Origin of the sequence: Spinactinospora alkalitolerans, assembly GCF_013408795.1 — a bacterium.
GTDB classification, from domain to species: domain Bacteria; phylum Actinomycetota; class Actinomycetes; order Streptosporangiales; family Streptosporangiaceae; genus Spinactinospora; species Spinactinospora alkalitolerans.
Map to the genome: position 1 here is coordinate 1,091,958 of NZ_JACCCC010000001.1, position 20,993 is coordinate 1,112,950.

The 20,993-nt window shown below is 71.5% G+C and carries 19 protein-coding genes; 15 read left to right on the top strand and 4 right to left on the bottom strand.

Going from position 1 to position 20,993, the window contains the following annotated elements:
- The first annotated feature begins 235 nt into the window (after positions 1-235).
- The 8 genes from rnc to ftsY all read left to right on the top strand — a co-directional run bounded on the left by rnc (position 236) and on the right by ftsY (position 10,203).
- On the top strand, positions 236-964 hold the full coding sequence (gene rnc / locus HDA32_RS05050; protein ID WP_179642081.1) for a ribonuclease III: 729 nt from the start codon (positions 236-238) through the stop codon (positions 962-964).
- 8 nt (positions 965-972) lie between these two features.
- The gene (gene mutM, locus HDA32_RS05055) at positions 973-1,854 is read left to right on the top strand and encodes a bifunctional DNA-formamidopyrimidine glycosylase/DNA-(apurinic or apyrimidinic site) lyase (protein ID WP_179642082.1); all 882 of its coding nucleotides are present in this window, start codon (positions 973-975) and stop codon (positions 1,852-1,854) included.
- Positions 1,855-1,987: 133 nt separating this feature from the next.
- Positions 1,988-2,263 (top strand): acylphosphatase, encoded by a 276-nt coding sequence (locus HDA32_RS05060; protein ID WP_179642083.1) that lies wholly within the window; start codon positions 1,988-1,990, stop codon positions 2,261-2,263.
- A gap of 337 nt (positions 2,264-2,600) precedes the next feature.
- Complete coding sequence (locus HDA32_RS05065) at positions 2,601-2,792, top strand: hypothetical protein (RefSeq protein WP_179642084.1); 192 nt, start codon at positions 2,601-2,603, stop codon at positions 2,790-2,792.
- Positions 2,793-3,190: 398 nt separating this feature from the next.
- Positions 3,191-6,736: a chromosome segregation protein SMC gene (gene smc, locus HDA32_RS05070; protein WP_179642085.1), complete on the top strand. Its 3,546-nt coding sequence runs from the start codon at positions 3,191-3,193 to the stop codon at positions 6,734-6,736.
- Positions 6,737-6,983: 247 nt separating this feature from the next.
- Positions 6,984-7,928 (top strand): ABC transporter substrate-binding protein, encoded by a 945-nt coding sequence (locus tag HDA32_RS05075; protein WP_179642086.1) that lies wholly within the window; start codon positions 6,984-6,986, stop codon positions 7,926-7,928.
- 4 nt (positions 7,929-7,932) lie between these two features.
- A complete protein-coding gene (locus HDA32_RS05080; RefSeq protein ID WP_246334244.1) occupies positions 7,933-8,964 on the top strand; it encodes a FecCD family ABC transporter permease in 1,032 nt (343 codons plus the stop codon).
- 60 nt (positions 8,965-9,024) lie between these two features.
- On the top strand, positions 9,025-10,203 hold the full coding sequence (ftsY, locus tag HDA32_RS05085; RefSeq protein WP_179642088.1) for a signal recognition particle-docking protein FtsY: 1,179 nt from the start codon (positions 9,025-9,027) through the stop codon (positions 10,201-10,203).
- 215 nt (positions 10,204-10,418) lie between these two features.
- On the opposite strand, the gene HDA32_RS05090 is transcribed toward ftsY, so the two are convergent.
- Genes HDA32_RS05090 through HDA32_RS05100 form a run of 3 tightly spaced genes read right to left on the bottom strand, consistent with a single transcriptional unit; the run spans position 10,419 to position 12,644 of the window.
- The gene (locus HDA32_RS05090; protein ID WP_246334245.1) at positions 10,419-11,219 is read right to left on the bottom strand and encodes a DUF2705 family protein; all 801 of its coding nucleotides are present in this window, start codon (positions 11,217-11,219) and stop codon (positions 10,419-10,421) included.
- Entirely contained in the window at positions 11,206-12,141 is a 936-nt protein-coding gene (locus HDA32_RS05095) for an ABC transporter ATP-binding protein (RefSeq protein ID WP_179642089.1), read from the bottom strand. The genes HDA32_RS05090 and HDA32_RS05095 overlap by 14 nt, the downstream gene beginning before the upstream one ends.
- Positions 12,138-12,644, bottom strand: a complete 507-nt coding sequence (locus HDA32_RS05100) for a GbsR/MarR family transcriptional regulator (protein WP_179642090.1) — start codon at positions 12,642-12,644, stop codon at positions 12,138-12,140. The genes HDA32_RS05095 and HDA32_RS05100 overlap by 4 nt, the downstream gene beginning before the upstream one ends.
- 349 nt (positions 12,645-12,993) lie before the next feature.
- Here HDA32_RS05100 and HDA32_RS05105 point away from each other — a divergent pair, with 349 nt between their 5' ends.
- Entirely contained in the window at positions 12,994-14,292 is a 1,299-nt protein-coding gene (locus HDA32_RS05105) for an ammonium transporter (protein WP_179642091.1), read from the top strand.
- 98 nt (positions 14,293-14,390) lie between these two features.
- Here HDA32_RS05105 and HDA32_RS05110 read toward each other — a convergent pair whose 3' ends face one another.
- The gene (locus tag HDA32_RS05110; protein ID WP_179642092.1) at positions 14,391-15,044 is read right to left on the bottom strand and encodes a hypothetical protein; all 654 of its coding nucleotides are present in this window, start codon (positions 15,042-15,044) and stop codon (positions 14,391-14,393) included.
- 284 nt (positions 15,045-15,328) lie between these two features.
- On the opposite strand from HDA32_RS05110, the gene HDA32_RS05115 reads away from it, so the two are divergent.
- The 6 genes from HDA32_RS05115 (at position 15,329) to trmD (ending at position 20,945) form a co-directional block, all read left to right on the top strand.
- Positions 15,329-16,537, top strand: a complete 1,209-nt coding sequence (locus HDA32_RS05115; protein ID WP_179642093.1) for a LolA-like protein — start codon at positions 15,329-15,331, stop codon at positions 16,535-16,537.
- A gap of 277 nt (positions 16,538-16,814) precedes the next feature.
- Complete coding sequence (gene ffh / locus HDA32_RS05120; RefSeq protein WP_179642094.1) at positions 16,815-18,416, top strand: signal recognition particle protein; 1,602 nt, start codon at positions 16,815-16,817, stop codon at positions 18,414-18,416.
- A 176-nt stretch (positions 18,417-18,592) separates the two neighbouring features.
- A complete protein-coding gene (gene rpsP, locus HDA32_RS05125) occupies positions 18,593-19,084 on the top strand; it encodes a 30S ribosomal protein S16 (RefSeq protein ID WP_179642095.1) in 492 nt (163 codons plus the stop codon).
- 1 nt (position 19,085) lies between these two features.
- A complete protein-coding gene (locus HDA32_RS05130; protein WP_179642096.1) occupies positions 19,086-19,328 on the top strand; it encodes an RNA-binding protein in 243 nt (80 codons plus the stop codon).
- Positions 19,329-19,629: 301 nt separating this feature from the next.
- Entirely contained in the window at positions 19,630-20,142 is a 513-nt protein-coding gene (rimM, locus tag HDA32_RS05135; RefSeq protein ID WP_179642097.1) for a ribosome maturation factor RimM, read from the top strand.
- Between the two features lie 17 nt (positions 20,143-20,159).
- Positions 20,160-20,945: a tRNA (guanosine(37)-N1)-methyltransferase TrmD gene (gene trmD / locus HDA32_RS05140; RefSeq protein WP_179642098.1), complete on the top strand. Its 786-nt coding sequence runs from the start codon at positions 20,160-20,162 to the stop codon at positions 20,943-20,945.
- Positions 20,946-20,993 lie beyond the last annotated feature (48 nt).

Consider the following 20,993-nt stretch of genomic DNA (forward strand, 5'->3'; position numbering starts at 1 on the left):
GCCCTTTGTCGTCTCCGCGGCCCTGGCATCCGCAGGGCACACCGTGTCGATACGGGAACATCCCGAGGCCGTGGTGGCCGCCGGGGAGACCTCCTCCGCGGCGCTCACCTCGCTCTCGAGCGTCCCTGGTCGGCCCCGCATCGCAGCCGTACCCACCCGGGCCCGCGTCCGCGGGCCGCCGGTCGCCAGCGCGTCCTTGGTCGCCGCGCGGCGCAGAAAGGGATGTGAACGTCGAGTGGCCACGCAACTGTCCGCGGCCGAGGCCCGCGAGTTCCACCGGGCGATCGGGGTCGAACTCGATTCCACGGTGCTCACCCGCGCCCTCACCCACCGCTCCTACGCCTACGAGAAGGGCGGCCTGCCGACCAACGAGCGGCTGGAGTTCCTCGGCGACTCCGTGCTCGGACTGGTCGTCACCGACACCCTCTTCCGCAACCACCCCGACCTCCCGGAGGGCCAGCTCGCCAAGCTGCGCGCCGCCGTGGTCAACATGCGCGCGCTCGCCGACGTGGCCCGCGGGCTGGGCATCGGCCGCTACATCCGGCTCGGCCGCGGCGAGGAGGGCACCGGCGGCAGGGACAAGTCCTCGATCCTCGCCGACACGCTGGAGGCGATCATCGGCGCGGTCTACCTGGACCGGGGGCTGGACACGGCCTCGGACCTGGTACACCGGCTCTTCGACCCGATGATCGCGAAGGCGTCCGGGCTCGGCGCGGGCCTGGACTGGAAGACGTCGCTGCAGGAGCTCACCGCCGCCGAACTGCTCGGCGTTCCCGAGTACCACGTCGACGAGAGCGGCCCCGACCACCAGAAGACGTTCCGCGCCACCGTGCGCGTGGCCGGCCAGAGCCACGGCTCCGGTGAGGGCCGCAGCAAGAAGGAGGCCGAGCAGCAGGCGGCGGAGTCCGCGTGGAAGGCCATCCGCGCCCAGTCGAACGCCAAGCGCTCCGGTATCGAAGGCTGAGCGCGGCCATGCCCGAGCTTCCCGAGGTCGAGGTCGTCCGGCACGGACTGCGGCGCTGGCTCACCGGCGGCACCATCGGCGCGGTGACGGTCCTGCACCCGCGGTCGGTGCGCCGGCACCTTCCCGGACCCGCGGACTTCGCCGACCGCCTGGTCGGCCGGAACGTCACCGAGGTGTGCCGCAGGGGCAAGTACCTGTGGATGCCCCTGGACTCCGGCGACGCGCTGCTGGCGCACCTGGGCATGAGCGGCCAGTTGCTGCTGCAGCCGCCCGGGCACGAGCCGGAGCGGCACCTGCGGGTGCGCCTCGGACTGGACGTCCCGCCGGACGCCGCAGAGCGCGAGCTGCGCTTCGTCGACCAGCGCACGTTCGGCCACCTGCTGGTGGACCGGCTCGTGCCCGACGACGCCGGCGTCGGCCTGCCCGCCGTCATCGCCCACATCGCCCGCGATCCGCTCGACCCGGCCTTCGACGACGACGCCTTCGCCCTGGCCCTGCGCCGCAGGCGGACCGGCGTCAAGCGCGCGCTGCTGGACCAGTCGCTGATCAGCGGGGTCGGCAACATCTACGCCGACGAGGCGCTGTGGCGCTCCCGGACGCACTGGGCGCGGCCCACCGAGAGGATCAGCGCCCCGGAGACCGCCAGGCTGCTGGAGGCGGTGCGCGCGGTCATGCGCGAGGCACTGGCCGAGGGAGGGACGTCCTTCGACAGCCTCTACGTCAACGTCAACGGGGAGAGCGGGTACTTCGAGCGCGGGCTCAACGCCTACGGCAGGCGCGACCTGCCCTGCGGGCGCTGCGGCACGCCGATCCGGCGCGAGGTGTTCATGAACCGCTCGTCGTTCAGCTGCCCGAAGTGCCAGCCCGTGCCGCCCGCCGCGCGCTTCTAAGAGAATCCGGGGCGGAGGGTGAGGAGGTCGGCTGTCGCAGTGCGCGTAGCGCCGGCGGCACGCTCCCGCGGCGACCAACGCCTTGTACGAACCTGACCGCGAAATTTCAGTAGGCCGTTAATGGGGATCGCCGATGAGTGACATTCGCCTGACCGCCTGGGTGCGCGGCCGCGTGCAGGGGGTCGGCTTCCGGTGGTGGGTGCGCGCCCGCGCGCTGGAGCTGGGACTCGCCGGGGCCGCGACCAACCTGGACGACGGCAGGGTCGAGGTGGTCGCCGAGGGCCCGCGCGACCGGTGTGAGCAATTGCTCGTTCTACTTCGCGGCGGCACAACGCCTGGTCAGGTGGAATCCGTGACGGAACGCTGGGCGAACTCCACGGGTTCCTTCTCCGGTTTCGTTGAACGATGAGTATCCTAGGGGGGCGACGCGGTTCGTGAGCGCCACTGGGCACCGCTGCCCGGGAGACCGTCGGCCACCGCACAGGCGGCATTCGCCGCCCCGTGGTGGGTGCACCGGGGGGACCCCAGGGGGTGCTCGATCACGAGCCGTGCGCTGTGACCTGCCCGGTTACACAGAGTTATCTCAAGTGTTCATTCAACCTTGACCGGTGGCTCGCATGGTGAGACTCTGGAAGACAAACCGCGCGCTTTTTAAGCCCACGACGCGGCAGTCGATTTCAGCCGCATATTCCGTGGCTCACACGTGCGTGTATTCATCCGGTCACTCAATGTGGAGGACCCACATCATGGCGAAGGCTCTGTTCGGCCACGTCGGCGGTCCTGACCCTCGTATGGTTCAGGAAATGCGGCGGCTGCAGAAGCGAGTACGGGACCTCGAAGACGAGGTGGGCCGGCTCCAGGCACACAACGACCAGCTTTCCGCGACAGTGGCCGATGTCGCTGTCAGCGCATCCGACCGCGAGCCGGCTCTGGCCTAGCTCCCGACCCGCGCGAGACGTTAAGGGACGCCCTCACTGCCTCCGGCGTCCCTTGGAGGTCGGCATCGGTGCTCCGCGCAACCCTCTCCGGCCGTCCTTCTCGATCGTTTCCCGCAATATTATCGAGGGTTTACCCCGAGTTGTTTTCCGACAATCCTCGGTGATTTAGTTATTTTTCGCGGACCCCGGCTCCGCCGCCATCCCCGCGATGCCCCCCTTCCGCGGAGCCGTCCGCGGCACCGTGGCGACTCCCCCGATCCGGTGCCCCGGCCTCATCGACGACGGCGCTCGCGCGCCGCCCGCCCGGGCCGCACGTTTCGCATCCGGCACCGGATGTCCTCCGTTCGTGGCACTCTTACCGGGGAGAAACGCGAGCGGACGAGGGGAGACGCACGGCCGTGTACCTGAAGAACCTCACCCTGCGCGGTTTCAAGTCCTTCGCCTCGGCCACCACCCTGCGCTTCGAGCCCGGCATCACCTGCGTCGTGGGTCCCAACGGGTCGGGCAAGTCCAACGTCGTCGACGCGCTCGCCTGGGTCATGGGCGAGCAGGGCGCCAAGTCGCTGCGCGGCGGCAAGATGGAGGACGTCATCTTCGCCGGCACGTCCTCGCGGGCCCCGCTGGGCCGGGCCGAGGTCAGCCTCACCATCGACAACACCGATGGCGCGCTGCCCATCGACTACTCCGAGGTCACCATCAAGCGGACGATGTTCCGCAACGGCGGCTCGGAGTACGCGATCAACGGCGACACCTGCCGCCTCCTCGACATCCAGGACCTGCTCAGCGACTCCGGCATCGGCAGGGAGATGCACGTCATCGTCGGCCAGGGCCAGCTCGACACCGTGCTGCACGCCGGCCCCGAGGAGCGCCGCGCGCTGATCGAGGAGGCCGCCGGCATCCTCAAGCACCGCAAGCGCAAGGAGAAGGCGCTGCGCAAACTCGACGCGATGCAGGGCAACCTCAACCGCGTCACCGACCTCACCGCGGAGCTGAGCCGCCAGCTCAAGCCGCTCGGCAAGCAGGCCGAACTCGCCCGGCGCGCCGCCGTCATCCAGGCCGACCTGCGCGACGCCCGGCTGCGCCTGCTCGCCGACGACATCGTCACGCTGCGGGATGCGCTGGAGAAGGAGGAGGCCGACGAGGCGGCCGTGCGCGAGCGCCGCGCAGCGGCGGAGAAGGCCCTCGCCGACGCCCAGGCGCGCGAGGCCGCGCTCGACGCCGCGGCCGCGGAGGCCGCGCCGCTGCTCACCCGGGCCCAGGAGACCTATCACGGGCTGTCCCGGCTCAAGGAGCGGCTGAACTCGGTGGCCGGCATCGCGACCGAGCGCCACCGCAACCTCTCCGCCGACACCGAGGACGAGGGGCGCGGCCGCGACCCCGAGGAGATGGAGCGGGAGGCCGAGGAGGTCCGCGCGCAGGAGGAGGAGCTCCAGTACCGCCTCGACGACGCCCGCGAGGGCCTGGAACGCGCCGTCATCGAGCGCACGGAGGCCGAGCGGGTCCTCGCCGAGGAGGAGAAGCGGATCACGGCGGCGGCGCGCGCGGCCGCCGACCGCCGCGAGGGCCTGGCCAAGCTGCGCGGCCAGGTCGACGCGCTGCGCAGCCGGTTGTCCGCGAGCGAGGCCGAGGTCGAGCGGCTCGACCTGGCGGCGGCCGAGGCCGCGGAGCGCGCCGAGGCCGCGCAGGCCGAGTACGAGCGGGCCCAGGCCGACTCCACCGGCCTGGACCGGGGCGACGCCGAGCTCGACACCGCCCAGGACGGCGCCAAGCGCGAGCTCGCAGCGGCCGAGGCGGGGCTGAACGAGCTGCGCGACACCGAACGCACGGCCGAGCGCGAACGCGCCGCGCTGGCCGCCCGCAAGGAGGCCCTGGAGATGGGCCTCAACCGCAAGGACGGCGCGGGCGCGCTGCTCGGCGCCGGCGACCGGCTCCCCGGGCTGCTCGGCTCGGTCGCGGCCCTGGTCCAGGTCGAACCGGGAGCCGAGACCGCCATCGCCGCCGCGCTCGGAACGGCCTCCGACGCCGTCGCCGTCTCCGACGCCGCCGCGGCGGTGGCGGCGCTGGAGCTGCTGAAGGGCGACGACGCCGGCCGCGCCGGGATGGTCGTGGCCGAATCGGTCCCGGCGCCGGCCGAACGGCCGCGGCCGCCCGGCGGCGCACGGCACGCCGCCGACGCCGTCAGCCCTCCGCCGGAGCTGCGCGCGGCCGTCACCGCGCTGCTCGACCGGGTCGTGCTCGTCGAGGACGTCGCCGCGGCCCGGCGGGTCGTCGCAGAACAGCCGGAGCTGCGCGCCGTCACCCCCGAGGGCGACGTGCTCGCCTCGGCGTTCGTGCACGGCGGTTCCTCGTCGGTGCCGAGCCTGCTGGAGGTGCAGGCGGCCGTGGACGAGGCGGCCGAACGCCTTGAGGAGGCGACCGACGCCTGCAAGCGGGCGGCGGCCGACCTCGCCGAGGCCAAGCAGGAGCGTTCCCGCGCGGCCGGGGCCGTCGACGAGCTCACCGCCCGCCGCCGCGCGGCCGACCGGCGCCGCAACGAGGTGGCCCAGCAGCTCGGCAAGCTCGGCGGGCAGGCTCGCGCCGCCGCGGCGGAGGTCCAGCGCTGCACCGCTTCGGCGGCGAAGGCCGCCCAGGGGCGCGAATCCGACCTCGTCAGGCTCGAAGAGCTGGAGGTGCGGCTGGACCGGGCCGAGGCCGAGCCGATCGACGACGGCGAGCCCGACACCGACCACCGCGACGCGCTGGCCGCGCGCGCGGCCAACGCCCGTTCGGTGGAGACGGAGGCGCGGCTGGCCGTGCGCACCGCCGAGGAGCGGGCCCGCTCGATCGCCGGCCGCGCCGACGGCCTCATGCGCGCCGCGGCCGACGAGCGCCAGGCCAGGGAGCGTGCCGCGCGGCGCAGGGAGCGCCGGCGCCACCAGGCCGGGGTCGCCCGCGCCGTCGTCGACGGTGCGGCCAAGGCGCTGGGCCGCATCGAGATCTCTCTGAACGTCGCCGACGCCGAGCGCCGCGCGGCCGAGGAGGAGCGGGCCGAGCGCGACACCGAGCTCAAGACCGTCCGGGCCAGGGTCCGCGAACTCTCCGTGGAGCTGGAGAAGCTGCTCAACGTCGTACACGGCAGCGAGGTGGCGCGCGCCGAGCGCAAGCTGCGCCTGGAGCAGTTGGAGACCAGGTCGGTCGAGGAGCTGGGCGTCGCGGTCGAGACCCTCGTCGCCGAGTACGGGCCGCGGGTGCCGGTGCCGCCCCCGCCGGACGCCGGGCCCGAGGACAGCGTCGCGGTTCCCTACGTCCGCGAGGTGCAGCAGAAGCGCGCCCGCACCGCCGAGCGCCAGCTCAACCAGCTCGGCAAGGTCAACCCGCTGGCGCTGGAGGAGTTCGCCGCTCTGGAGGAGCGGCACACCTTCCTCACCACCCAGTTGGAGGACCTGAAGAAGACCCGCCGCGACCTGCTCACCGTGGTCAAGGAGGTCGACGACCGGGTCCAGGAGGTGTTCACCTCGGCCTACGCCGATGTCGAGCGGGAGTTCGCCGGGATCTTCGGACGGCTCTTCCCCGGCGGCGAGGGCAGGCTCATCCCCACCGAGCCCGGCGACATGCTCACCACCGGCGTGGATGTGGAGGCCCGTCCGCCCGGCAAGAAGGTCAAGCGGCTGTCGCTGCTGTCCGGTGGCGAGCGCTCGCTGACCGCCGTGGCGTTCCTCGCCGCGATCTTCAAGGCCAGGCCCTCGCCGTTCTACGTCATGGACGAGGTCGAGGCGGCCCTCGACGACACCAACCTGCAGCGGCTGCTGGTGATCTTCGACGAGCTGCGCTCCTCGTCGCAGCTCATCGTCATCACGCACCAGAAGCGCACGATGGAGTCGGCCGACGCCCTCTACGGCGTGACGATGCAGGGCGACGGCATCTCCCAGGTGATCAGCCAGAAACTGGACCGCGCCGCCGGGTGAGTCGGACAAAACGGCTAGAGTGGACGGGTCGGGCCTGCCGCCATGATGTCTCCGGCGCAGGTCAACGGCCCCGTGGGAGCGAAGTCCGGTGGGAATCCGGCGCTGTCTCCGCAACTGTGACGCCCTCCGCCGCCCGGTGGGGGCGAAGCCAGGTCGCCTCGCACGGACGCCGACGCTCACTGTCCTCGTGGGAAGGGCAGTCCGTCCAACCGGGCTCCGTGCTTCCCCAGTCCTTCGAAGGAGTCCCGTGCACACCGCACGTCGCCTGGCGGCCATCGCGCTGCCGGCCGTTCTGGCCCTCACCGCCTGCGGCGGCCAGACCCCGCAGGAATCCGGATCCGACCAGCCGCCAGCCGAGGGGTTCCCGGTCACCGTCACCGACGCGCGCGGTGAGGTGGAGTTCGACACGGCGCCTCAGCGCATCGTCTCGCTGTCGCCCAGCACCACCGAGATGCTCTTCGCGATCGGCGCGGGCGACCAGGTCGTCGCGGCCGACGAGCACTCGAACCACCCGGAGGAGGCCCCCGACACCGCGTTGTCCGGCTTCACCCCCAGCGTCGAGGCCATCAGCGAGTACGACCCCGACCTGGTCATCCTGGCGCGCGACGCCGAGAGCGCGGTCGAGCAGTTGGAGACGGTGGAGATCCCGGTCCTGCTGATGCCCGCGGCCGAGACCCTGGACGACACCTACGCCCAGATGGAGATGCTCGGCGACGCCACCGGCCACGCCGATGCGGCGGAGGAGGCCGCCGCGGGGGTCAGGAGCGAGATCGAGTCCATCGTCGCCGAGACCGAAGACGAGCTCGGCGACACCGAGCTCAGCTACTACCACGAGCTCGACACCGGGATGTACACCGTGACCTCCCAGACGTTCGTCGGCCAGGTCTACGCCCTGTTCGGGCTGCGCAACATCGCCGACGAGGCCGGCGACACGGCCGGGGGCTACCCGCAGTTGTCGGCGGAGTTCGTCGTCGAGCAGAACCCCGACCTGATCTTCCTCAGCTACCCCGGCGGTCGGGACAACGTCGACGCCGTCGCCGAGCGCCCGGCGTTCGACCAGATCAGCGCGGTGCGAAACGACCGGGTCACCGAGCTGGACCCCGATGTCGCGTCCCGGTGGGGGCCGCGCGTCGTGGACTTCGCCCAGAAGGTCTCCGACGTCGCCGTCGCGGCGGCGCAGGAGGAGGGGTAGTCCCTTGCGTCGCAACCGGCCCGCCTGGCCCTGGCTGCTGGGCGGGCTGATCGCGGTGGCGGCCGCGGTGGTCCTGGGAACCGCCACGGGCGCCGCCAGCATCACGACCGGCGCCATCGTCGCCGACCTGCTGAGCGGGCTGCCACTGGGGATCGAGTCACCGCTGAACGACCGGCAGCGCGCCGTGCTGCTGGAGCTGCGCCTGCCGCGGGTGCTCATCGGGGCGGCGGTCGGCGGCCTGCTGGCCGTCGCCGGCGCCGGCTACCAGGGCGTGTTCCGCAACCCACTGGCCGACCCCTACCTCCTGGGCGCGGCCGGCGGGGCCGGACTGGGCGCGACGATCGTCATCGTCTACGCCCCCGGCCTCACGGCCGGCCCGCTGCGGCTCATCCCGCTCGCGGCGTTCATCGGCGCCATCATCGGCGTGGTGGGCGCCTACGCGCTGGGCAGCGCCGCGGGGCGCGGCGGCACGGCGTCGCTGGTGCTGGCCGGCGTCGCGGTGTCGTCGTTCCTGTCCGCGGTGCAGACCCTCATCCAGCAGGCCCGGATCGAAGAACTCCAGCAGATCTACGCCTGGCTGCTCGGCGGGCTGGGCCGGGGCGGCTGGGACGACCTGCTGCTCATCGCCCCCTACGCGATCGTCAGCGTGCTGGTCCTGCTGGGCTGCGGCTACCTCCTGGACGTGATCGCCCTCGGCGACGACAAGGCCGCCAGCCTCGGGCTCAACCCGACCCTGGTGCGCCTGCTGGTGATCTCCGCCGCCTCGCTGGCCACCGCCGCGGCGGTCTCGGTCAGCGGCCTGATCGGCTTCGTCGGCATCGTGGTCCCGCACATCGTGCGCCGCATGGTCGGGAGCAACTACCGCCGCATCCTGCCGATGTCGCTGCTGGCGGGCGGGGCGTTCCTGGTGCTCGTGGACATCGTTGCGCGCACCGTCGTCGCACCGGCCGAGCTGCCCCTGGGCGTGGTCACCGCCTTCATCGGCGCCCCGTTCTTCATCCTGATCCTGCGAACCACCAGGCACCAGAGCGTCTGAGAGCCGAGATCGGCGGGGACCGCCCTTCCGGTGCCCGTCTTCTGCAAGACTGGACGTGCTATGGACTACACGATCGTTGCCGTTGTCATCTTCGTCGTCGCCCTGCTGGTGGTCGGCGGCGCGTTCCTGATCAGGCCCCGGCGACCCCAGGCCCCCGACGAGCGGGCGCGCGCCGGAGAGCGCGAGGAGGGGGGCGCGCACACCGCTGTGGCCGAGCGGGAGGAGGCCGAGGAGCCCGGTGACGCGGCGGGGCCGGTCACCGTCGCCGAACCGCCGACCGTGCCGCCGCCCGCACCGCCGATCGAGACCCCGCCGCCCTCCGCAGGGCGGCTGGTCCGGCTGCGCGCCCGGCTGGCGCGCTCGCAGAGCGTCTTCGGCCAAGGGCTGCTCGGGCTGCTCTCCAGGGACACCCTGGACGACGACGCCTGGGACGAGATCGAGGACACCCTCATCACCGCCGACGTCGGTGTCACCTCGGCCACCCAGATCGTGCAGAGCCTGCGCACCAAGGTCAAGGTCCTGGGCACCCGCAGCCCGGAGGAGGCCAGGACGCTGCTCCGCGAGGAGCTGCTCGCCCAGATCAACCCCGACCTCGAACGCGGGGTACGCACCGAGCCGCACGGCGACCGGCCGGCCGTGCTCATGATCGTCGGGGTCAACGGCACCGGAAAGACCACCACCTCGGGCAAGCTCGCCCGCGTCCTCGTGGGCGACGGGCGCAGCGTGGTCCTCGGCGCGGCCGACACCTTCCGCGCCGCGGCGGCCGACCAGTTGGAGACGTGGGGAGGGCGCGTGGGCGCCCCGGTCGTCCGCAAGGACGAGGGCGCCGACCCCGCCAGCGTCGCCTTCGACGCGGTCTCCCGGGGCATCGAGGACGGCGTCGACGCCGTCATCATCGACACCGCCGGCCGCCTGCACACCAAGACCGGGCTGATGGACGAGCTCGGCAAGGTCAAGCGGGTCGTCGAGAAGAAGTCGCAGGTCGACGAGGTCCTGCTGGTGCTCGACGCCACCACCGGCCAGAACGGTCTGCGCCAGGCGCGGGTGTTCGCCGAGGTCGTCAACATCACCGGCATCGTGCTGACCAAGCTCGACGGCACCGCCAAGGGCGGCATCATCATCCAGGTCCAGCGCGAGCTGGGTGTCCCGGTCAAGCTCGTCGGCCTGGGCGAGGGGCCCGACGACCTCGCGCCGTTCGACCCGGAGGCGTTCGTCGACGCGATCCTCGGCGAGGGCTGACCGGGCCCCGGAGGCTGTGGCGGGAGCCCGGCCGTCCCACCCGGGACGGCCCTTCAGAAGACCGTGGCCGCGCCTCGCCACCGAAGCGGTGGCCGCGCTCTGGCGCACACGGCCACCGATGTGCTTCGGCCGCGAGGTGCGGGCCCGGAAGCGACAAGAGTGCGGGCCTGACATCGGGCCCGCACCCTCGCGGCGGCCCTCCTTGCTCCCGTGCTCTACACCGCCACGTCGCGGCGGGTGAACACGCTCGCCGCGATGGCGATCAGCGCGGCCGGGATCGCCAGGAGCACGAGCAGGTATCCGAGATCGAAGCCGTTGACCAGCGGCTCGTGGTCGAACGCGTAGTAGAACGGGGAGAGGAGGCGCAGCCACTCCAGCTCTTCGACCTGAAGCGCGAAGGTGTTGCCGAGGTAGCCCACCACCGCCATCACGGCCGCGGCCATGGCCGCGATCGCCCGGCGCCCGGTGGCGGCCCCGACCGCCAGCGCCAGCGTTCCGTAGGCGAAGGCGACCAGCGTCAGCGAGGTGCTCGCCGCGAACAGCTCCAGCACACCGATGCCGAGGTCCAGCGGCGAGCGGAGCAGGAGCAGCACGGCGAAGACCGTGATCCCCAGTACCCCGATGAACACCGCGAGCCCGGCGAAGCGCTCCAGCAGCACCCTGACGCGGCCGACCGGGTGCGCCAGCACCAGGTCCAGCCCGCCGTCCTCCTCGTCGCCGGCGATCGCGCGGGCGCCGACCATGACAGCGGCGACCAGGGTCAGCACCGGCCCCAGCAGTGAGAACACGGTGGCGCCGAGGTAGCCCTCCGCGGAGCTGAAGTCGGTCCAGCCCATCGCCTCCATGAGCCCCGACGGCAGGGACCGCATGTACTCCTGCATGGCCTCACCGGAGTCGCGCATCGACGGGTAGAAGGACGTGTACAGCAGCGTCACGGCGGCCAGGCCGACCGTCCAGCCGATCAGCCCCCGTCCGTTGTCCTTCAGGAACTTGCCGAAGACGTTACGCAGCAGCATGCCGACCCGTCCTCTCGGCGTGGGCGCCGTTGGCGTAGTGGGTGAAGAACAGCTCCTCCAGGTCGGGTTCCTCGCTGTCGAGGCTGAGGACCGTATGCCTGGCCGCGGCCTTGACCAGGGCGTCGGGGCTGCCGTCGACCGTGCAGCGCAGCGTGTCGCCCTCGACCGAGAGGTCGCGGACGCCGCCCGCCGAGGCGAACTCCTCCGGCGCGACCCGGTCGGCGAAGGTGATGGTGATCCTGCGCGAGGTCCGCTCGCGCAGCGCGTCCATGTCCTCCAGCGCGACGATGCGGCCCGCGCGGATGATCGCGGCCCGGTCCGCTGCGTCCTGCACCTCGCTGAGCACGTGCGAGGACATGAACACGGTGCGCCCGTCCCCGCGCACCTCGCGCACCATGGCCAGGAACTCCTGCTGCAGCAGCGGGTCCAGCCCGCTGGTCGGCTCGTCCAGGATGAGCAGCCGCGGCTCGTGCATGAACGCCTGTACCAGGCCGACCTTCTGCTTGTTGCCCTTCGACAGGCCGCGGACGGGGCGCGACAGGTCCAGGTCGAGGCGCCCGGCGAGCTCGTCGATCCTGCGCCGGTCCACGCCCCCGCGCAGGTTGCCCAGGTAGGTGAGCAGCTCGCGGGCCGGGCGGCGGCTGCTCATGGCCATCTCGCCCGGAAGGTAGCCGACCTGCCGGCGGACCTCGACGCCGTCGGCGCGCGGGTCGCGGCCGAGCACGTTCACCTCGCCGCCGCTGCGGCGGATCAGGTCGAGCAGGATGCGGATGGTGGTGGACTTCCCCGCGCCGTTGGGGCCGAGGAAACCGAAGACCTCACCGGCCCTGACCTCCATGTCGACGCCGAACAGGGCCTGGTGGCCGCCGTAGCTCTTCGTCAGTGAACGGATGTGGATGACCGGCGGGGTGCCTGCGGTCATGTCGATGAACCCTCTTTCCTCTCCCATTCGAGCCATCGCTGCACCATGTTGGGGATCTCCTGTTCCACCCAGCGGAAGAACGCGTGCATCTCCCGCAGCCTGGCCAGTCGGCCCGGCGGCTCGTCGCTGAAGTCGGCCAGTCCGCGTTCGGCGAGTCGTGTGACCGTGCTGTACAGGGGAGCCTGCTTCTGCAGCATGCTGCTCCAGGCGTGGCCGCGGATCCGGTAGTGGTCGCGCCGCACACCGGGCAGGGCGACCTTCTCGACCCAGCCGGCGGTGAGCAGGAACCGCAGCGCCGGGCTGATCGAGCCCTTGCTGGCCCGCAGCGCGGCGCTGATGCCGGGTGCGCTCTGCTCCGGTGGATCGCAGATGAGCAGCCATCCCACGACGCGGCCGTGCATCCGGACCAGACCCATGTGCTCCAGCACGACCGCCACCTCCTCGACGTAGTGCAGCTCCTCGTCGGTCGGCGGGTTCCAGGACTCCTGTTCATTGTGATCCATTTGTTCAGTATTCATTGAACTTTCTGTACGAGCAACTCTCCTCCGGCCGGAACGCGGAAGGGAAGGGCCTTAACGGATTCTTAACGCCCTCGGGGCGGTCCCTTACGGCGCCCCGGCGGCCGCCGGAACGCCACCGCGCCCCGCGGCCAGGCCCTGACCCGGCGCTTCACGCGGCCGTAACCCCCGAAGCGATGTCTTTACGCGCGCGCAACATCGGGGCTCTCACCGAGAAACACGCCGACGTGAGGCTTTATCGCCGTGGCCCTCGCTTCCGAGCCCAATGAAGCGCCCGCGCGAACCACGCACCCCGACACGGGGACCGAATCCCCGCACCGACTATGGAGGCGACATGATCGACAGCGGCAACACCGCGTGGGTGCTGGTAAGCGCCGCGCTGGTGATGCTCATGACGCCGGGCCTTGCCTTCTTCTACGGCGGAATGTCCCGCGCGAAGAGCGTTCTCAACATGATGCTGATGAGCTTCGCGTCCATCGCGATCGTCAGCGTCCTCTGGGTACTCGTCGGCTACTCACTGACCTTCGGATCCGGTTCGGGTCCGCTGGCCCCGATCGTCGGCGGCCTCGACACGGTCGGCCTGACCGGCCTGATCGGAGCCGAGACCGACGGCCTGCCCGACCTCGTCTTCGCCGGCTTCCAGATGATGTTCGCGGTCATCACCGTGGCCCTCATCAGCGGCGCCGTCGCCGACCGCGCCAAGTTCGGCGCCTGGCTGATGTTCGTGCCGATCTGGGCGCTGCTCGTCTACTTCCCGGTCGCCCACTGGGTCTGGTCCGCCGACGGCTGGATCTTCGGCCTCGGAGTGGTCGACTTCGCCGGCGGGACCGCCGTCCACATCAACGCCGGTGCCGCGGCCCTCGCCCTGACCCTGGTGCTGGGCCGCCGCAAGGGCTTCGGCTCGGAGTCGATGCGCCCGCACAACCTCCCATTCGTCCTCCTCGGCGCGGCCCTGCTGTGGTTCGGCTGGTTCGGCTTCAACGCCGGCTCCGGCCTCGCGGCCGACACCACCGCCGCCCTCGCCCTGGTCAACACCCAGGTGGCCACCGCGGCCGCCACCGGGGCCTGGATGCTGGTGGAGCGCATCCGCTACGGCAAGGTCACCGCGCTCGGCTTCGCCTCCGGCGCCATCGCCGGCCTGGTCGCCATCACCCCGGCGGCGAGCACGCTCACCCCGGTCGGCTCGGTGGTCCTCGGCCTGGTCGCCGGCGGCGTCTGCGCCTACGCGATCAGTTGGAAGTTCAAGTTCCGCTACGACGACGCCCTCGACGTCGTGGGCATCCACCTGGTCGGCGGCGTCATCGGCTCGCTGGCCATCGGACTCCTCGGCTCGTCGCTGGCCTCGGGCGGCGACGTCGAAGGGCTCTTCTACGGCGGCAGCGCGGGCCTGCTGGGCCTGCAGGCCCTGGGCGTCTTCTCGGTGCTCGTCTACTCCTTCGCGGCCACGTTCATCATCGCCAAGGTCATCGATCTGATCATGGGCTTCCGCATCCCCGAGCACGTCGAGACCAACGGGCTCGACCACGAGTTGCACTCGGAGACGGCCTACGCCTTCGACGAACTCGACGAGATGGAGCTCTCCTCGCCGGCGCCTCCGGGCGAGGAGGTGCCCTCACAGCAGGTGCGGACGTAGCGGCCTCAGCGTCGAGACCGCTCTCCCACCACCACTGCGATGGGGGCAAGCCGGGCCGGCGGGGATCCTCCCCGCCGGCCCGGGCGCGTGCCGGGGCCTCACCCGCAGGCGCGCACGCGGACCGCGCGCAGGCGCTCGCCCTCGAAGTCCAGTTCGCCCCGGAAACGCCCGGTGTCGAAGGTCACCCCTTCCGGGCGCGGCCGCACGGCCGCCCGGGCCTGCCGCAGCACCGACTCCACGTTCGCGCGCGAGAGCACCGTGAAGTCCGGTCCGGTGTCGCCGTCCAGCACCCCGGGCAGCTCCAGCCGGCCGCCGGTGATCTCCACCACGAGCTCCGTCACCACGCCGCCGGACAGCCGCATCCGGACCGGACCCGGCTCGGAGGGGACCACCTGGGCCGCGTTCAGCGGCGGAACACCGGGACCCCAGGGCCCCACCACGTCGCGCGCCTCGGCCGCGAGGGCGCCCACCCGCAGCGCGCTGAGCCTGCCCTCCCCGATCAGGGCGCGCAGCGCCGGCCACGCCTCGTGCAGGGGCGAAAGGGGCGCATCGGAACGCAGGAGCACCAGGTCCCACGGCTCCCGGCCGACTTCGGCCAGATAGCGCGCGAGGTCCATGAACGAGGGACCGTCGCGGTCGTGGCCCTCCAGCCACAACGCGTCGCACTCGCGACACACCCACACGTGCTCGTTACCCGGTTCGACCAGGTATTCTGCGACGCTGGGCGTCTCGCAGTCCGCGCACCGCTGCACGTGGCCACCTCCTCTTTCGGCCGCCGGAGCGACGCGCGGGGCATCGGGACCCCGTCCGCGACGGGGCGCGCCGCCTCCGCGGTCACTGCTTCAACGGGCATTACGTGGTCATTCGGTACTCTTGAGCGACAACGGGGGGAACAGCACCATTCACGGTGCGCCGGTCTCCAGGTCGCCCAAAGGGATGGCCGCCCCTCCGTAGTGGACCGGAGCCCAAGCGCGGCCCGGCACTGCCCACGTTCCAACAGACATCCCTTACCCCTTGGCAGGGGCCAGGAGGCAAGATGGCGCCGGCAAATTCCAATCCGTGGCGATCCAGGGGACCGCTCACACTCGCGGCGGCATCGGCCGTGCTCGCACTCGGCACCGCCGGGTGCGCGATCGATCTCAGCGATTGGCGGCCGGGCGGAGGCGGCGAGGCGTCCCCGTCGCCCACGCCGATCGACGCCGCACCGCTCGTCGAATCGGCGCTCGACGGGCTCGCCGAGGCCCCGGCCGTCCAGGTCCAGGGCCAGATCGCCGACTCCTCGGGCCAGCCCCGCGACACGACGTTCACCGTCACCGACACCGGCGCGGCGTCCGGAACCGTCCAGGTCGACGAGTCCGAGGCCAAGGTGATGGAGGTCGACGACAAGCTGTTCGTCTCGGCCGACGACTCCTACTGGCTCTCCCAGTCGGTGTTCAACCCGGACTCCGACAGCTACCCCGATCACTGGGTGCGCGTCGCACCGGACCTGCTCGGCATCGACCCCCAGGCGGTGCTGACCCCGGCCGACCTCGCCGAGATCCTGCGGGCCCAGGCGCCGGAGCAGGGCGAGGCCGTGGAGGAGAACCTCGACGGAACCCCGGCCTACCGGGTCGACCTGTCCGGCGGCCAGATCTGGATCTCCAAGGACGAGCCGCACCGGCTGCTGCGCATGCAGATCGAGGAGCTCGCCCCCGCCGACGGCGAGGGCGTGAGCACGCGCACCGCGCTCAACTTCACCGAGCCGGCCGGCGAGGACATCACGGCGCTCTACGACGAGATGGACGCGTTCGCCGAGGACGAACTGAGCAGCGCGCGCGACTCCCGCATCGAGATCCAGTGGGACGGCGAGCTGAGCCTGGACTGCCAGACGGGCGGTGCGTGCACCGTCAGCGGCACGGCCAAGGACGTCTCCGACGGCTCCTCCTCGGGCTCCATCCAGGTGCGGATGGACGCCACGATGAACAACGAGGAGCTGGGCGACAAGGAGTGCGAGGACTCCGCCAAGCTGGAGGCCGGCGGTTCGGCCGACCTCTCCTGCAGCGTCGACTACGCCCTTGAGGCCAGCACCAGCCCGCAGAGCTACGAGATCTCCGGCAACGGCGTGCTGTCGACCCGGGCGGTCACCGGCGACGGCGTCGACGAGGTCGTCAAGAGCCTCGAGGAGCAGCGCGAGACGACGACGCAGAACGCCGAGGGCGGCGCCGAGCAGAGCCCCGAGGCCGAGTCCAGCCCGTCGGGCAACTAGGGAGGTTCACGCGCGGAGACCGAGGGGCCGGCTGTCGCAGTGCGCGTAGCGCCGGCGGCGCGCCCGCCCCCGGACTTCGGCGCCGCACCTCCGCCCACGGCTCCGGAGCTGAGATCTCTCCAGGACCGGCCTGCGTCCGGTTTTCGCCCCCGGGCCCGGCCGCCCCGAAGGCGGTCGGGCCCCTACCGTGTCAGGAGAGCCCGTCAAGGGGCGCGCACCGGGCGCATCGACGGGTAACCTGGAAAGCCAATCCCGAGACGAAGGACGGGACACACACGTGTTCGAGACGCTTTCCGACCGGCTCACATCGGTCTTCTCCTCGCTGCGCGGCAAGGGGCGCCTCTCCGAGGAGGACATCAGCGCGACCGCGCGTGAGATTCGCCTCGCACTGCTGGAGGCCGATGTCGCGCTGCCCGTCGTCCGTGAGTTCATCGCGCAGATCAAGGAACGCGCGCGCGGTGAAGAGGTCTCCAAAGCGCTGAACCCGGCCCAGCAGGTCATCAAGATCGTCAACGAGGAGCTCGTTCAGATCCTCGGCGGCGAGACCCGCGAGGTCCGGTTCGCCAAGAACCCGCCGACCGTCATCATGCTGGCGGGTCTGCAGGGTGCGGGCAAGACCACCCTCGCCGGCAAGCTCGCCAACTGGCTGGCCGGCCAGCGCAACACGCCGCTGCTGGTGGCCGCCGACCTGCAGCGCCCCAACGCCGTCACCCAGCTCCAGGTCGTGGGGCAGCGCGCGGAGGTCCCGGTCTTCGCCCCGCAGCCGGGCAACGGCGTGGGCGACCCGATCGAGGTTGCGCGCGAATCCATCGAGCACGCCCGGCGCAACAACCACAACGTCGTCGTCATCGACACCGCGGGCCGCCTCGGCGTCGACACCGAGATGATGCAGCAGGCCGCCGACATCCGCGACGCGGTCGAGCCCGACGAGATCCTCTTCGTCGTCGACGCGATGATCGGCCAGGACGCCGTCAACACCGCGCAGGCCTTCCTCGACGGGGTCGGCTACGACGCGGTCGCGCTCACCAAGCTCGACGGCGACGCCCGCGGTGGCGCCGCGCTGTCCATCCGGCACATCACCGGCCGGCCCATCATGTTCGCCTCCACCGGCGAGAAGCTGGAGGACTTCGACCTCTTCCATCCGGACCGGATGGCCTCGCGCATCCTCGACATGGGTGACGTGCTCACCCTGATCGAGCAGGCGCAGCGCACGTTCGAGGAGTCCGAGGTCGAGAAGATGGCCAGCACGCTGGCCTCCGACGAGGACTTCACGCTCGACGACTTCCTGCAGCAGATGATGATGGTCCGCAGGCTCGGGCCGATCGGCAACCTGCTCGGGATGATGCCCGGCATGGGGCAGATGCGCGACCAGATCAACAACGTCGACGACAAGGACCTCGACCGCATCGCCGCGGTCATCCGGTCCATGACGCCGGCCGAGCGGGCCAACCCCAAGATCATCAACGGCTCCCGCCGCCTGCGCATCGCCAACGGTTCGGGCACCCAGGTCAGCGACGTCAACGGCCTGGTCACCCGATTCTTCGACGCGCAGAAGATGCTGCGCCAGATGAAGAACGGCGGCATGCCGGGCATGCCGGGGATGCCCGGCATGGGCGGAGGCGGAGGCGGCAAGAAGGCCGCCAAGGCCGCGGCCAAGAAGAACAAGAAGGGCAAGCAGCGCAGCGGCAATCCGATGAAGGCCAAGCAGCAGGAGGCCGAGCGCGCGGCCGAGCGGCGGCGCCGCCAGGAGGAGGGGCCCGAGGAGCAGCAGGCGCCGCAGCTTCCGCCCGGCTTCGGCGGCGGCTCCCAGCAGCTCCCTCCGGGCTTCGGCGGCGGCAAGGCCCCCGACCTGTCCGGGTTCAAGCTGCCGAAGAAGTAGCGCGTCCTCGCACCGCTCGTCGAATCGTCTGGCACAATTGAGTGTCGACTAACGGTGTGTCGAGTCTGCCCTCTACTTACTCGCGCGCCCACGTCCAGGCTCCGGCGGGGCGCCGCAACCCCACGTGGCGCCGTAGTGCCGGGCAGTTCCACCGTTATCGGGAGAAGACCACACCAGTGGCTGTCAAGATCAAGCTCAAGCGTATGGGGAAGATCCGTACGCCGCAGTACCGCATCGTCATCGCCGACTCCCGCACCAAGCGCGACGGCAAGGCCATCGAGGAGATCGGCAAGTACCACCCGAAGGAGGAGCCGAGCTTCATCGAGGTGAACTCCGAGCGGGCGCAGCACTGGCTGTCCGTGGGCGCCCAGCCCACCGGTCCGGTGCAGCACATCCTCAAGCTCACCGGCGACTGGCAGAAGTTCAAGGGCCTGCCGGCTCCGGCTCCGCTGAAGGTCGCCGAGCCCAAGGACAAGGAGGCCAAGGAGGCCGAGTTCCAGGCCGTCCTGAAGGAGCTCGTCCTGCCCGGCGGCAACGAGGGCAAGGGCCGCTCCAAGAAGGCCGACAAGGCTGACAAGGCCGAGAAGGCCGAGAAGGCCGACAAGGCTGACAAGGCCGAGGACAAGCCCGCCGAGGCCGCAGCGGAGAAGTCCGAGGGCGAGGCCTGACGTGCTGGAAGAGGCGCTTGAGCACCTCGTCAAGGGGATCGTCGAGAACCCCGACGACGTCCACGTGCGGGCCCGCAGGCTCCGCAAGGGCAAGGTGCTCGAAGTCCGGGTCCATCCCGACGACCTCGGGAAGGTGATCGGCCGCAACGGCCGTACCGCCAAGGCCCTGCGGACCGTCGTCGGTTCGCTCGCCGGTGGCCGGTACGTCCGCGTTGACCTTCTGGATCTGCACGAAGTGCGCTGAAGTCCCGCGCGCCGGGGCGTCGGCCGCGGGCCGGCGCCCCGAACGCATGCGGACCGCGCGGGCGGGGGAGGCCCCGCCCGCGCGGGCTGACGGGCTGCGCGACGCCCCAGCGGCCTCTGGCCGCGTTGGGCTCCTCGCAAATACAACCCGGTATGAGCCTTCGGAGCCCGCCTTGCCGGGGAATGCCGGATGCGCCGCTCGCAGGCGGGTCCACAGGCCCGCGACAGCCTTCACCGAGTGCTTCACCACAGGTGGCCGCCACCCCACCCGCGCGACCTCTTATCGCCCAACAAGGAGAACGATGCGCCTCGTTGTCGGCCGGATCGGCCGTGCCCACGGCATCCGGGGGGACGTCGCCGTCGACGTGCGCACCGATGAGCCCCGGGAGCGGTTCGCGGTGGGCGCGAAGCTGCTCACCGACCCCGCGGGGGCCGGGCCGCTGACGGTCGCATCGGTCCGCACCCATTCCGGCAGGCTGCTGGTTCGTTTCACCTCGGTGGCCGACCGCACGGCGGCCGAGGAGCTGCGCGGCGTCACGCTGCTGGTGGACTCCGCCGACATCGCGCCGCTGGACGATCCCGACGAGTTCCACGACCACGAGCTCATCGGCCTGCGCGCCGTCACCGCTGCGGGCGCCGAGGTCGGCGTGGTCGACGACGTCCTGCACAGCGCCCAGGACGTCCTGGTGATCAAGGACGCCCAAGGCGCCGAGGTGCTGATCCCCTTCGTCCGGGCGCTGGTGCCCGAGATCGACGCCGCAGCCGGCCGCCTCGTCGTCGACCCGCCGCCGGGCCTGCTCGAGCTCGGCCGGTGACCCGGGAGGAGGCCGCCATGCGCATCGACATCATCACGATCTTCCCCGACTACTTCGCGCCGCTGGATCTCTCGCTGATCGGCAAGGCGCGCACGTCGGGCCTCCTCGACGTCCGGCTGCACGACCTGCGGTCCTGGACCCACGACCGGCACAACACCGTGGACGACACGCCCTACGGCGGCGGGCCGGGGATGGTCATGAAGCCCGAGCCGTGGGGGGAGGCCCTCGACGCGGTCACCGGGAACGCTCCCTCTGTTCCCCGGCTGATCCTGCCCACCCCCAGCGGCGCGCCGTTCACCCAGGCCGACGCCTCCCGGCTGGCCCGGGAGCCGTGGCTGGTCTTCGCCTGCGGGCGCTACGAGGGCATCGACTCCCGCGTCGCGGCCGACGCCGCTGAGCGGATGCCCGTCGAGGAGGTCAGCATCGGCGACTACGTGCTCAACGGGGGCGAGTCGGCGACCCTCGTCATGGTGGAGGCCGTCTCCCGGCTGCTGCCCGGCGTGCTCGGCAACGCCGAATCCGTCGCGCAGGACTCCTTCGCGCCCGGCGCGATGGACAACCTCGTCGAGGGGCCGGTCTACACCAAGCCGGCGGTCTGGCGCGACCGCGAGGTCCCGCCGGTGCTGCTGTCCGGCGACCACGGCGCGGTCGACCGCTGGCGGCGCGACGAGGCGCTGCGCAAGACCGCCCGCAACCGCCCCGACCTGCTGCGGAGGCTGACCTCCGAGGATCTTGACCAGCATGATCGGCAAGTGCTGGCGGAAGCCCGGTTACAGGTCGGCCCGGAATCTGTGGCAGACTAGACGAGTTGCCCCTGCCATTGACCTCTGCCCGCATGCTGTGAACAGGTG